Genomic DNA, 12,561 nt, shown 5'->3' with positions numbered 1-12,561 from the left:
TCTAGGCGAGTCCTCTGCTCGAGCCCCAGCCCGCTCCCCTACCTCCCGGCGGGCGAACCCAGGTACGCGCCCTCCGCCGGCCCGGAGACCCGCAGCCCGGAGGTGCCTGGGAGTTCCAGGGACAGTCGCACGATCAGCTGGTCGACGGTGGCGGCGTCCTCGCACAGGAAAGCGCAGGTCGGGCCAGACCCGGACACCAGGCCCGCGATCGCCCCCGACTCCTTGCCCAGCTCGAGCACCCGCCGCAGATCCGGCTTCAGGGACAGCGCGGCGGCCTGCAGGTCATTGTGCAGCGCCGCCCCCAGCGCGAAAGGATCTCCCTGGATGAGGGCCTCGGCCACGGCACGGGTCTCCAGCGCGGGGGTCAGTTCCGGGCGTTTGCCACGCAATTCGTCCAGTTTGCCGAAGACCTTCGGTGTCGACAGCCCCTGCTTCGACAGGATCAGCGCCCAGTGGTACTTCCCCCGGGAGAGCATCGTGGTCAGGTGATCGCCGCGCCCGGTGCCTAAAGCGGTGCCGCCGACGAGCGTGAACGGCACGTCCGCCCCCAGTGAGGCGCCGAGTTCCACCAATCGGCCTCGCCCCAGCCCGGCGACGCCGTACGTGCGCGCCAGGAAGTCGTCGGCGGCCAGCAGCGCGGCCGCGGCGTCGGCCGACCCGCCGGCCATCCCGCCGGCGACGGGAATGCGCTTGTCGATGCGGATGCTCACCGGCGGCAGTTCCCGCGTCCCATACCGGTTCGCGTAGTCGTCGACGACGAGGTCGAAGGCCCGCCACGCCAGGTTGCCGGGGTCTTCGGGAACCTCCCCACGAACGTGGGAGACGCATTCAAGGCTGACGGCGGCGCTGCCGTCGACACGCGGGAAGTCGTACTCGTCCTTGAGGAGGGTGACGGTGTCATGGGTGTCCACGGACTGAAAGACGGTCACCAGGTCGTGGTAGCCGTCCTCGCGGGCGGCGCCCACGCCCAGGTGGAGGTTGATCTTGCCGTGGGCGGTGGCTCGGGAAAGGTTGGTCACCGGCCTCACTCCTCAGCGACGTCGACGCCGGCGAGGCGGACGAAGTCCGTCACGTCGAGTTTCTCGCCGCGCAACTTCGGGTCGATGCCGGCCGCCGTCAACGCCTCTTCCGCCTGCGCGGGTGAACCGTAGTGCCCGCCGAGGGCGGCACGCAGAGTTTTGCGGCGCTGCGCGAACGCGGCGTCGACGACAGGAAAGACCTGCTCCCTGGTCTGCGCGTCCTGTGGCCAGGAACGCTGATCCTCGGGGTGGCGGTCGATGCGCACCAGCCCGGACTCGATGTTGGGCTCCGGCCAGAAGACGTGGCGGCCGATCGAGCCGGCCCGCTTGACCTTGCCGTAGAAGCTGGCTTTGACGCTGGGCACACCGTAGATTTTGGAGCCTGGTTCAGCGGCGAGCCGATCGGCGACCTCCGCCTGCACCATCACCAACACGCGCTCGATGGTGGGGAAGGTCGCCAAAAAGTGCAGCAGCACCGGGACGGAGACGTTGTAGGGCAGGTTGGCCACCAAGGCGGTGGGCGCGGCGACGTCCTCGGCGGTGACCTGCATGGCGTCCTGGGTCACCACGTTCAGCCGGTCCGCGACGGCCGGGGCGCGCCACTGGGCGGTGGCGGGCAGCTCGGCGGCGAGGCGTTTGTCGATCTCCACGGCGGTGACTGCGCCTGCGGTGTCCAGCAGGCCGAGCGTCAACGAGCCGAGGCCGGGGCCGATCTCGACGACGTGATCGCCGCTGCTGATGTCAGCGGCGGCGATGATGCGTCGGACCGTGTTGGGGTCGTGGACGAAGTTCTGGCCCAGCTTCTTCGTCGGGGTCACGCCGAGCTTGTCGGCGAGCTGACGGATCTCGGCTGGGCCGAGTAAGTCGGCGGCGGTGGTGCTCATGGCCACCTAACTTACCCGTTGCGGGAACTCAACTAGTGCGTGCCCTCGGCGAACTCCTCGACGATCTTGGCGTTGAAGGCCGGCAGATCGTCCGGAGTACGGGAGGAGACCAGCCCGTTGTCGGTGCGGACCTCCTCGTCGACCCAGGTGGCGCCGGCGTTCCGCAGGTCGGTCTGCAGCGACGGGTAAGAGGTCAGGGTACGTCCCTTGAGCACGTCGGCGTCGGTGAGGATCCAGGCGCCGTGGCAGATGACGCCGACCGGCTTACCGGCCTCGACGTGGGCCTTGACGAAGGACACGGCGTCGGCGTCCATGCGAATCTTGTCGGCGTTGCCGGTGCCGCCCGGCAGGATCAGGGCGTCGAACTTCGCCGGGTCGGCGTCCGCGGTGGCGGCGTCGACGTCGACCTTGGTGCCGTTCTTTCCCTCGATGGGGGCGCCGGTTTCGGTGGACAGGACAGTAACGGTGGCGCCGGCTTCCTTGACGGCTTCCACGGGGCTGCTCAGCTCCGAGTCCTCGAAGCCGTGGGTGGCGATGACTGCGACGTTCTTGCCGGTGAGGTCGGCCATGATGTCGTCCTTTCTGCTACGTTTTGTTCGGGTACGCGGCCCAGCGTAACGAGAAAGGAAGAAGCTGGCAGACCCGCAGGTCAACCGGCTCTCATGCGTTTCCGCTAATTCTTAGCGGATGCCCAACTTCGAGGTGCAGGCTGGCCAGGCGCCCCAGCCCTGTCCCGCCTGGGTCTTCTGCGCGATGGCGATCTGCTGCTCGCGGGAGGCCTGGTCGGCGGTCGGCGCGTACTGGGTGCCGCCGTAGGCCGCCCAGGTCGACGCGGAGAACTGCAGGCCGCCGTGGTAGCCGTTGCCGGTGTTGATGGACCAGTCGCCGTTCGACTCGCACTGCGCCAGCGCGTCCCAGACGGATCCGCCGGCGACGGCCGGGGCCGCCGCGCCGGAAGCGGAACCCGCCGCGGGGGCCGGAGCTGCCTGAGGGGCCGGAGTTTCCGGGGCCTTGGTGCCGCGGGCTATCTTTGCCGGGGTCGCGGCCTTCGCTTCGACGGCCTCCAGGGTCTCGCGGGATTCTTCCACGCCGTTGACGGTGACCACCCGCTGGACGAGGTTGCGGACGCCGGATTCCCCCTCCTCGACGACCCGCTCGGTGCCTTCCTCCGCCTCGGAGTCTTCGACGTAGACGGGCTCGGCGTCGAACTCGGCGCGTTCGGTGGTCTCGGCGACGTCGACCCGGTCGATGACGATCTCGGTGCCCTCGCCGATGACGGAGTCCAGCGACGGGCTGACCCGGTCGTCGGAGTCGACGGTGATGCCGCGGGAGGTCAGCACGTCGGCGACGGTTTTCTTCGCGATGGAAGTGTAGGTGACCTGGCCGCCGTCGTTGATCGCGATGATCTTCGGGGTGGTCACGTCCAGGGTCATGCCCTCGGTGACGGGGGCGTCGTCCGCGGCGGCGGTCTCGGCGGCCGGGGTGACGCCCGGAATGGTACCCAACAGGTCGGCGACGGTGTCGGCGGTGGAGTTGAGGGTCTGTTCGTTGCCGTCGACGATGACGGCGACCGGCTTAGAGGTGCGCACGGTGATGGTGGCGTCGTCGGCGACGGACTCAGAGGGCGCCGGATAGACGAGGTCCTCATCGTCGACGGTGACGCCGGCCGCCTCGAGGGCGCCGGCGACGTCGGCCGCGTACGTGCGCAAGGAGATCTCTTCGCCGTTGACGTCGACCAAGACGTCCTTCTGGGCGCCGAGGGCCACCACCCCGCCGAGGGCCATGACGCCGGCGGCGCCGCCAGCGACGATGCGCGCGGTGGTCTTCTTCGGGGCGTTGATGCTCTTGATCTGTGAGGAGGTGCGTGCCATGGGAGTTTCTACGTCTCGTGTTTCACTCGATCGGCCGGGCCTGCGGAGATCCCGGCGCGTTGTGCTGTGGGCGATGCGCGGAACTGCGCCCACACTGTCATTACGTCACGATAAGGTAACAAACCTACAACCGCCACCGCAACAGACACGCTCACCAAGCCCTGTCCGCCGACCTGTGAGGTTGCCCACCTTCTACTCGAGCGCGAACACCTCGTCGAAGGTCGCGGACACCTCGGCCGCCAGGTCGTGGACGTCCATTCCGCGCGCCTCCGCCACCCGCAGAGCCGTATGGCCGATCAACGACGGCTCGTTGCGGGACCCGCGGAACGGCTCCGGCGTCATATACGGCGCGTCCGTCTCAATGAGCAGTTGCCCGGCCGGGGTTTCCGCGGCGGCCTGGCGCAGCTGTTCGTTGCGCTTGAAGGTGACGTTGCCCGCGAAGCTGAGCACGTAACCCCGGTCGATCGCCTCCCGCGCCACCCCCAGCGGGGAGGAGAAGCAGTGCAGGATCACCCGACGCGGCTGTGGCGCGTCGGCGAGGATGCGCATGAGGTCCTCGTCTCCTTCGCGGTTGTGCAGCATCAGGGTCTTGCCGGTTTCCACGGCCAGGTCGATGTGCCAACGCAGCGCTTCCTCCTGGACGTCCAGCGGGGCGGTGCGATCGGGGTCGTGCTGCAGCCAGTAAGTGTCGATGCCGGTCTCGCCCACGGCGACGCAGCGCGGGTCCGCGACGAGTTCCCGCACGCGGGTGCGGGCAACGTCATCGAGTTCGTGGGCGCGGGTCGGGTGAATGGCACACGCCGCCCATACCCGGGCGTTGTGGCGGGCGGCGGCCAGGGCCGCCTCCGCTTCGGCCAGCCCGTCGCCGACGGTGCAGATCTTCTCCACGCCGGCGGCGAGGGCGCGGTCGACCAAGGCGTCGACGCCGGCGCCGTCGCGTGCTCCGGCGGAGGCGAGGTGCGTGTGGGCGTCGACGAGTCCGGCGACGGTCTCGGCGGGGACGGGGGTCGGGCGCGGTTTCTTCTTCGACATGTCTTCCCACCTTAAACGGACGCAGTGCCGAGGCAAGGCGATCCCCCACGGCGGTGACTCGAATTCGGCAAGATTCTGGAGGGGGACTTACACTCAGTCGCATGCAGATTCGCGCCGCCTCTCACAACGACCTGCCTTCCCTGATTGACATCCAGAATCAGGCGATACTGAACAGCACCGCCTCCTGGCGTTTCGACGAATTGACGCTCGAAGAGCGTACTCAATGGCTCGACTATCAATTCGACACCGGTTATCCGGTGTACGTGGCAGAGGAAGAGGACGGCACGGTGTTGGGCTATGCCTCGTACCGACCCTTCGACACCATCACCGGCTACCGGTACACGGTGGAGAATTCGGTCTACGTCAGCGACCTGGCCCACGGTAAGGGCGTCGGCTCGAAGCTGATGCAGGCGATGATCGACCACGCCAACGACTCGAACAAGGTGCACGTCATCCTGGCGAACATCACCGGCGACAACCTCGCTTCCCAGAAGCTGCACCGGAAGTTCGGCTTCGTCAAGGTCGGGCACTTCCCGGAGGCCGGCCACAAGTTCGACCAGTGGCTCGACCTGACGTACTGGCAGCTGACTATCCCGATGGATCCGGTCCTGGTCGAGGACTGATCAGCCCCGGGAGGCCAGCGCCAACGGCAGCACCGCCCGCCCCGTCGCCTCGTGCAGCTGGCTGCCCGCGACGGTGACCGACCAGCCGCTGTCGACCACGTCGGTGACCAGCAACACGGGCCCCGCCGCGCCCTCGAGCGCTCCGGCGACGGCCGCGACGTCGAAGTGGCCCAGCAGCCCCTGGACCCGGTAGGCGGAGTTCTGCGCGGTGATCTCGCCGTGGCCCCCGCGCACCGGAACCACCCCCGCATAGTCCATCCGTCCCACCCCCGCGATCGCCGACGCCAACGCGTCGACGAACGCGGTTTTTTCTTGGTCGGCCGCGCCCAGCGCCACCACCGCGGTGGGGCGTTGTTCCCAGCCCCAGTCCGCCAGCACCGCCACGATCCGGGGCAGCCACGTGTCCTGTTGCCAAGGGGAAGTGGGGCGCCAGGACCGGTCGTCGAGAAGCTCGCGCAGCGCCGGCCCCCGGCCGACGTCGTTGAGCCTGCCCAACGCCCGCCCCGGTTCGACGCCGGTGATTTTTCCGCGCACCTGACTCAGGCCCGTCGGCCATTGGCGCCGCTGCGTGATGCGTACACCCGGCGCGCGCATCTTCTCCGAGACCTTCTCCGCCAGCGCCGGATCCACGTCCCATGACAGGTGGCCCTCGGTGCAGTTGTCGCAGCGCCCGCAGGGTTGACCGGTGGCGGTGGGGTCGTCGAGCTGGCCGCGCAGGAACAGCATCCGGCAGTCGGTGGTGTCCTGGTAGCGCCGCATCGCCTCTTGCTCGGAGCGGCGTGCCTCGTCCAGGCCGCGGTAGCGCTCGGCGTCGTAGTGCCAGGGTCGGCCGGTGCTCACCCAGCCGCCGCGCACGCGCTGCACGGCGCCGTCGACGTCCAGCACCTTCAACGTCTGGTCGATGCGTGAGCGCGTCAGATCCACCACGGACTCGAGTTTCTGGGTGGACAACGGCTCCTGTCCCAGCGCGTCGAGCAAGGTGCGGACGGTGTCTTCGTCGGGAAAGGACACGGAGGCGAAGTAGTCCCAGATGCCCTGGTCTTCGGCCCCGGGCAAGAGGATGACGTCGGCGCGGCCGGTGCCGCGGCCGGCGCGTCCGATCTGCTGGTAATAGGAGATCGGCGAGGAGGGCGCGCCCAGGTGCACGACGAAACCCAGGTCGGGTTTGTCGAATCCCATGCCCAAAGCGGAGGTAGCCACCAGGGCTTTGAGTTCGTTGTCGATCAGGGCCTGTTCTAGCCTTTCCCGCTCCCCCGCCTCGGTGCGGCCGGTATAGGCCGCGACGTTCCAGCCGACGGCCTCGAGCGCTTCGGCCAGGTCTTCCGCGGCGGAGACGGTCAGACAGTAGATGATGCCGGAGCCGTCCAAAGATCCGAGCCGCTCCGCCAGCCAGGCGGGCCGTTGGGTCGTGTCGGGCAGCCGCACGACGTTTAACCGCAACGACTCCCGGTCTAGGCCGCCGCGCAGCACCCCGGTGTCCGGTCCCAGCTGGGCCTGGACGTCGGCGACGACTCGGTCGTTGGCGGTCGCGGTGGTCGCCAACACCGGCGTGGCCTCGGCGCGGGCGCTCAGGCCGTCGAGAAGGTCCTTGATGCGGCGGTAGTCGGGGCGGAAGTCGTGGCCCCAATCAGAGATGCAGTGGGCTTCGTCGACGACGACCATGCCGACGCCGGCGGCCAGCTGCGGGAGCACGTTGTCGCGGAAGTCCGGGTTATTCAGCCGTTCCGGGGAGACCAGCAGCACGTCGACCTCACCGGCGGCCACGGCCGTCTCGATCTGGGCCCATTCGGTCATGTTGGCGGAGTTCAAGGTTGCACCCCGGATGCCGGCGCGGCCGGCGGCCTCGACCTGGTTGCGCATCAGCGCCAGCAGCGGGCTGATGATCAGCGACGGCCCGGCGCCGCGTTCCCGCAGCAATTTGGCGGCGATGAAGTAGACGGCGGATTTACCCCAGCCGGTGCGTTGGACCACCAGCATGCGCCGCGATTGGTTGACCAGCGCGTCGATGGCGGTCCATTGATCGTCGCGGAGTTGGGCTCCGGGCCCGGCGATGCCTTCGAGGAGTTGATTGGCGCGTTCTCGTGTTGCCTGCATGCCCTCCACTTAACACCACGGGCCCGACGTCGGCTCAGGCCCCTGTGGAGGAACGCCCCAGTTCGTCGTCGACGCGGCCGGGTTGCGCGGCTTTCATCCCCACCACGCCCTTGAGGGCCGCCAGGACGATGAGAACCGTGATAATGGCGGTCCAGGTGTGCGGGTTCTCCGGCCGATAGGCCAGCCCCACCAACAGCGGCCCGGCCGCGGCGATGATGTAGCCGTAGGGCTGCACGAAGCCGGACAGGCGGGCGGCCACGAGCGGGTGCCGCGCCTTGACGACGATGAGGTTCAGCGCCGTCGGGAAGGCCCACCCGCCCAGGCCCAACAGGCCCGCCCACAGCAGCGGCATGGTGTCCGGGATCAACAACAGCCCCACGTAGCCGGCGACGGTGACCACGCCGAACAACAGCGGCCAGCCCGGCAGCCAGCGCGAGCGCTGGACCACGGTGGGCATGATCAGCCCGCCGGCCACGCCGAACACCGCGGTCAGCGACAACGCCAACGCGGCGACGGCCACGTCCACGCCGGCGTCGATGAGTATCTGCGGCAACCAGCCCATCTGGACGTAGGCCTGCATCGACTGCAGCCCGAAGTAGAACATCAGCGCGAGCGCGGAGGCGGCGCGCCACAGCGAACCCGTCGGCGCCCGACCGTCCTCCCCCACGGCGCTGTGGGAGGGGAAATCGTAGCGGGTGCGCAGCGCCACCACGGCCCACACCAGGACCTGCGCCAACGCGAGCCACGCCCAGACGAACAACGCGTCGCGCCACCCGCCCGGGCCATCCGCCAGCGCAGCCGACAGCGGGCCGAGGCCGCCGGAGAGACCCAGTACGGCCCCGTTGACGGTCATCAACGCCACCACGTTCTTCCCGCCGTGGAGTTTGATCCAGGCGGGCAGCAACACGTTCGACAACGCGATGCCCGCCACCACCAGGGCGGTGAGCAGCAAGAACAGACCCACGCTGCCGGTCCAGGGGCGCAGCGCCAGCCCCGTCAGGGTCATCGTCATCCCCAGCAGCAGCGTGCGGCTGAGACCCAGCCGGGAGGCGATCGGCACCGCCGCCAACCCCATGACCGCGAAAAACATGCCGGGCATGGCGGTGACCAGCCCGGCCAACGCCCCGGAGGCGTCGTACCAGGCCAGCAGATCCCCCAGCACCGGGCCGACGGACGAGATGCCCGCGCGCAGGTTGAGGGCGGCGACGAAGACGGCGGCCAGCGCGAAGCCGCCGCCGATCACCTTCTGTCTAGGAGACACTCATCCCTACTTCTGCACCGGGGCCCATTCCGGGCCGGTTTCGGCGAGCTCGGGGTCGAGCTTGGCCACCAGCGGCTTCGGCTTCGACAGCTCGGTGCCGGCGACGACCTCGGTGCGTTCCCACCGGGCCTGTTCGACGGTGTAATCGCCGGTGATCACCGGGTAGCTCTGGCCCGGATCGGGCAGGCCCGCGCCCACCGGCTCCACCGGGGCGTCGTCGACGACCTCCTTGACCTCCGGCAGCGCCGCCCACACGCCGTCGCGGCCGAGGGTCTCGTGGACCTTCTGTGCGGTGTGCGGCAAAAACGGGGTCAGCATGGTGTTGGCGTCGGCGACGACCTGCAGGGCGGTGTGCAAGACGGTGCCCAGACGCTCGCGGTCGGCCTCGGCCTTGGCCAGCTTCCACGGCTCCATCTCGGCGATGTAGGCGTTGGCCTCGCCGACCAGGTGCATGATCGCGGAGATGGCGTTTTTGAACTTGGCGGCGGCCAGGTTCTCGCCGGCGGTGGTGAAGGTCTCCTCCGCCAGCGCCAGGATCTTACGGTCCGCGTCGGTCAGTTCTCCCGCGGCGGGCACCTCGCCGAAGTTCTTGTGCGCCATGGACACGGTGCGGTTGACCAGGTTGCCCCAGCCGTTGGCCAGCTCGTTGTTGATGCGGCGGACGAACTCGTCCCAGGTGAAGTCGGTGTCGTGGTTCTCCGGGCCGGCGACGGCGATGAAGTAGCGCAGCGGATCCGGGCCGAACTCGGCGAGGAAGTCCTTGACGTAGATGACCACGCCCTTGGACGAGGAGAACTTCGAGCCGGACATCGTCAGGAACTCCGAGGAGACGACCTCCGTGGGCAAGTTCAGGTCGCCGTATTCGTGGGCCTTGCCGCCCTTGGTCCCCTTGCCCGCGTAACCGAGCAGTTCCGCCGGCCAGATCTGGGAGTGGAAGGTGATGTTGTCCTTGCCCATGAAGTAGAAGGACTGGGTGGCCGGGTCCTGCCACCAGGTCTTCCAGGCGTCGTCGTCGCCGGTGCGGTGCGCCCACTCGATGGAGGCGGAGAGATAGCCGATGACGGCGTCGAACCACACGTAGAGCTTCTTGGCGTTGTTGTCCTGCCAGCCGTCGACCGGGACGGGCACGCCCCAGTCGATGTCGCGGGTCATGGCGCGCGGGCGCATGTCGTCGAGCAGGTTCAGGGAGAACTGCAGGACGTTGGGGCGCCAGTCCTGACGGGCCTCCAGCCATTCGCGCAGCGCCTGGGCCAGCGACGGCAGGTCGAGCAGGAAGTGTTCCGTCTCGACGAACTTCGGGGCTTCCCCGTCGATCTTGGAGCGCGGGTCGATCAGTTCGGAGGGGTCGAGCTGGTTGCCGCAGTCGTCGCACTGGTCGCCGCGGGCATCGGTGGCGCCGCAGATCGGGCAGGTGCCCTCGATGTAGCGGTCCGGCAGGGTGCGCCCCGTGCTCGGAGACACCGCGCCGAGGGTGGTCTCCTTGATCATGTACCCGTTCTCGTACAGGCCGGTGAACAGCTCTTGGACCACGGCGTAGTGGTTGCGGGTGGTGGTGCGGGTGAACAGGTCGTAGGACAGGCCCAATCCCGCGAGGTCCTCGACGATCTGACGGTTGTAGCGGTCCGCCAGGTCCTGGACGGTGACGCCTTCTTTGTCCGCCTGGACCAGCAGCGGGGTGCCGTGCTCGTCGGTGCCGGAGACCATGAGGACGTTCGCGCCGGACATTCGCTGATAACGGGCGAAAACATCCGAAGGGACGCCGAATCCGGCGACATGGCCGATGTGGCGGGGGCCGTTGGCGTACGGCCACGCGACGCACACAAGAACGTTGTTGGTCTCAGTCATGTCCTTCAGCATAATTTAGACGAGTGAACCCGCACGCCCACGGGTGGTGATCCGTAGGTGCGCGGGTTCGAAGAGGGCTCTGGTTGGCTGTTATTTCCTGCGGTGGATGACCGCGGAACGGCGGTCCTTTTGCGCCTCGCGGTAGGCCTTTTCGCGGTACAGGCGACGTTCGATCGCCAGTTGGCGGGCGAAGTTGCGCTGGTCGATCTGGTCCTTGTAGATCACGTCGTTACGCAGATCCTTGAAGATGGCGAACATCAGCAGGATGACGATGAGCAGGAACGGCGTCGCCGCGACGATGGTGACGTTCTGCAGCGCGCTGAGGGCGTCGTCGCCGCCGGCGACGAGCAAGGTCACGCCGACGAGCGCTGCCATGATGCCCCAACCGGCGGTCAGAGGGCGCTTAGCATCGGAGACGCCGTTCTGCGACATCGACCCCATGACCGTCGACGCGGAGTCGGCGGAGGTGATGAAGAAGGTGCCCAGCAGAATGATCGCCACGATGGAAACGATCTGGCCGCCCGGCAGATTCTGCAGCAGGTTGAAGAGCATCTCCTCGGTCGTGCCGCCGCCGACGATGGACTGATCGTTGTTCTCCATCCAGATGGCGGTGCCGCCGAAGATGGCGAACCAGATGGTGGAGACTCCGGCCGGGATGAGCAGGACGCTGAGACAGAATTCGCGGATGGAGCGGCCGCGGGAAATGCGCGCCAGGAACATGCCGACGAACGGGGACCAGGAGATCCACCAGGCCCAGTAGAAGATGGTCCAGCCGCCGAGCCACTCGCCGGCGGTGCCGTCTTCGGAGACCGGGGTGCGCGAGGCCATCTCGAAGAACTGCGACAGGTAGCTGCCGACGGAGGTGGGCACGATGTTCAGCTGCACCAGGGTCGGGCCCATGACGAAGACGAAAATCGCGAGGATCGCGGCGAAGATCACGTTCAAGTTGGACAGGTACTGGATGCCCTTGCCCACGCCGGACAGCGCGGAGAGGAGGAAGGCGAGCGTCAGCACCAGCACGATGCCCAGAATCACGCCCTGGCCCGGATCCTCCATGATGCCGGAAGCCTGCAGTCCGGAACGGATCTGCAGGGCGCCGAGGCCCAGGGAGCAGGCGGTGCCGAAGATGGTGGCGAAGATCGACAGAATGTCGATGACCTTGCCCAGCCAGCCATTGGCGTTCTTTTCGCCGATCAGCGGGATGAACGCGGACGAGATCAGCTGCTTGCGGCCGAGTCGGAAGGTCGAGTAGGCGATGGCCAGGCCGACGATGGCGTAGATCGCCCACGGGTGCAGGGTCCAGTGGTACATCGTCGTGGCCAGGGCCGCGCCGACCTCACGTTCCTCGTGGTTGGGCACCGCGTCGAGGTAGAAGGTCAGTGGCTCGGCGGCGCCGAAGAACATCAGGCCGATGCCCATGCCGGCGGCGAACATCATGGCGATCCAGGAGATCGTGCGGAACTCGGGTTGTTCATCCACCTCGCCGAGCCGGATGGAGCCGAAACGGGAGAACGCGATGAACAGGACGAAGGCGACGAAGATGGTGCCGAAGAGCAGGAAGGCCCAGCCCAGGTTCTCGACGACCCAGGTGAAGGCCCCGTTGGCCACGTTGGAGAAGTTGTCGGGGAAGACGAGACCCCACATGACGACGGCGATGACCAGGATGAAGGCGGGGACCACGACGATCCAGCTGATGGGTGCGTTCTTGTCATCGGCGAGGCGTTTGACCGTCTTGTCATCCTCGGGCACTTGCCCGGAAAGCGCACTTTCATCGGAGAGCATCGACGCCAGCTGCTCAGTGGCGGTGGCGTTGTCGAGACGGTCACGGACTGTTTCATAGTCCGGGCCGGCCTCCGGGCCGGGGACCGCTCCCGGCGGTCCCTCCACGTTATTCAAATCCTTGTCAGACATGGCTACACCTTCCGAGTAGAG

10 protein-coding genes are annotated in these 12,561 nt (G+C 67.8%); 1 reads left to right on the top strand and 9 read right to left on the bottom strand.

The window, feature by feature from the left end; translation table 11 throughout:
• Window positions 1-38 precede the first annotated feature (38 nt).
• The 5 genes from B841_RS04245 to B841_RS04225 all read right to left on the bottom strand — a co-directional run bounded on the left by B841_RS04245 (window position 39) and on the right by B841_RS04225 (window position 4,806).
• Window positions 39-1,019, bottom strand: coding sequence for a 4-(cytidine 5'-diphospho)-2-C-methyl-D-erythritol kinase (locus B841_RS04245; protein ID WP_020934252.1), 981 nt, complete (start codon window positions 1,017-1,019; stop codon window positions 39-41).
• Window positions 1,020-1,024: 5 nt separating this feature from the next.
• Entirely contained in the window at window positions 1,025-1,903 is an 879-nt protein-coding gene (gene rsmA / locus B841_RS04240; RefSeq protein WP_020934251.1) for a 16S rRNA (adenine(1518)-N(6)/adenine(1519)-N(6))-dimethyltransferase RsmA, read from the bottom strand.
• A gap of 32 nt (window positions 1,904-1,935) precedes the next feature.
• A complete protein-coding gene (locus tag B841_RS04235) occupies window positions 1,936-2,472 on the bottom strand; it encodes a type 1 glutamine amidotransferase domain-containing protein (RefSeq protein WP_020934250.1) in 537 nt (178 codons plus the stop codon).
• A 111-nt stretch (window positions 2,473-2,583) separates the two neighbouring features.
• Window positions 2,584-3,774 (bottom strand): resuscitation-promoting factor, encoded by a 1,191-nt coding sequence (locus B841_RS04230; RefSeq protein ID WP_020934249.1) that lies wholly within the window; start codon window positions 3,772-3,774, stop codon window positions 2,584-2,586.
• Between the two features lie 192 nt (window positions 3,775-3,966).
• A complete protein-coding gene (locus B841_RS04225) occupies window positions 3,967-4,806 on the bottom strand; it encodes a TatD family hydrolase (protein ID WP_020934248.1) in 840 nt (279 codons plus the stop codon).
• 101 nt (window positions 4,807-4,907) lie between these two features.
• Here B841_RS04225 and B841_RS04220 point away from each other — a divergent pair, with 101 nt between their 5' ends.
• Entirely contained in the window at window positions 4,908-5,429 is a 522-nt protein-coding gene (locus B841_RS04220) for a GNAT family N-acetyltransferase (RefSeq protein WP_020934247.1), read from the top strand.
• Here the strand turns inward: B841_RS04220 and B841_RS04215 are convergent, their stop codons facing one another.
• The 4 genes from B841_RS04215 to B841_RS04200 all read right to left on the bottom strand — a co-directional run bounded on the left by B841_RS04215 (window position 5,430) and on the right by B841_RS04200 (window position 12,540).
• Window positions 5,430-7,523: a RecQ family ATP-dependent DNA helicase gene (locus tag B841_RS04215; protein WP_020934246.1), complete on the bottom strand. Its 2,094-nt coding sequence runs from the start codon at window positions 7,521-7,523 to the stop codon at window positions 5,430-5,432. It abuts the gene before it with no gap.
• A gap of 34 nt (window positions 7,524-7,557) precedes the next feature.
• Window positions 7,558-8,784 (bottom strand): MFS transporter, encoded by a 1,227-nt coding sequence (locus tag B841_RS04210; protein WP_041631741.1) that lies wholly within the window; start codon window positions 8,782-8,784, stop codon window positions 7,558-7,560.
• 6 nt (window positions 8,785-8,790) lie between these two features.
• Entirely contained in the window at window positions 8,791-10,629 is a 1,839-nt protein-coding gene (gene metG / locus B841_RS04205; RefSeq protein ID WP_041631740.1) for a methionine--tRNA ligase, read from the bottom strand.
• 90 nt (window positions 10,630-10,719) lie between these two features.
• Complete coding sequence (locus tag B841_RS04200) at window positions 10,720-12,540, bottom strand: BCCT family transporter (RefSeq protein ID WP_020934243.1); 1,821 nt, start codon at window positions 12,538-12,540, stop codon at window positions 10,720-10,722.
• Between the last annotated feature and the right edge of the window lie 21 nt (window positions 12,541-12,561).

It is taken from the genome of Corynebacterium maris DSM 45190 (assembly GCF_000442645.1).
GTDB classification, from domain to species: Bacteria; Actinomycetota; Actinomycetes; order Mycobacteriales; family Mycobacteriaceae; genus Corynebacterium; species Corynebacterium maris.
This window is presented reverse-complemented; position numbering and strand designations above follow the sequence as displayed.

Coding starts and splice junctions, on each gene's coding strand:
- rsmA (WP_020934251.1), bottom strand. CDS start 1,903: ATGAGCACCACCGCCGCCGACTTACTCGGCCCAGCCGAGATCCGTCAG.
- B841_RS04235 (WP_020934250.1), bottom strand. CDS start 2,472: ATGGCCGACCTCACCGGCAAGAACGTCGCAGTCATCGCCACCCACGGC.
- B841_RS04230 (WP_020934249.1), bottom strand. CDS start 3,774: ATGGCACGCACCTCCTCACAGATCAAGAGCATCAACGCCCCGAAGAAG.
- B841_RS04225 (WP_020934248.1), bottom strand. CDS start 4,806: ATGTCGAAGAAGAAACCGCGCCCGACCCCCGTCCCCGCCGAGACCGTC.
- B841_RS04220 (WP_020934247.1), top strand. CDS start 4,908: ATGCAGATTCGCGCCGCCTCTCACAACGACCTGCCTTCCCTGATTGAC.
- B841_RS04215 (WP_020934246.1), bottom strand. CDS start 7,523: ATGCAGGCAACACGAGAACGCGCCAATCAACTCCTCGAAGGCATCGCC.
- metG (WP_041631740.1), bottom strand. CDS start 10,629: ATGACTGAGACCAACAACGTTCTTGTGTGCGTCGCGTGGCCGTACGCC.
- B841_RS04200 (WP_020934243.1), bottom strand. CDS start 12,540: ATGTCTGACAAGGATTTGAATAACGTGGAGGGACCGCCGGGAGCGGTC.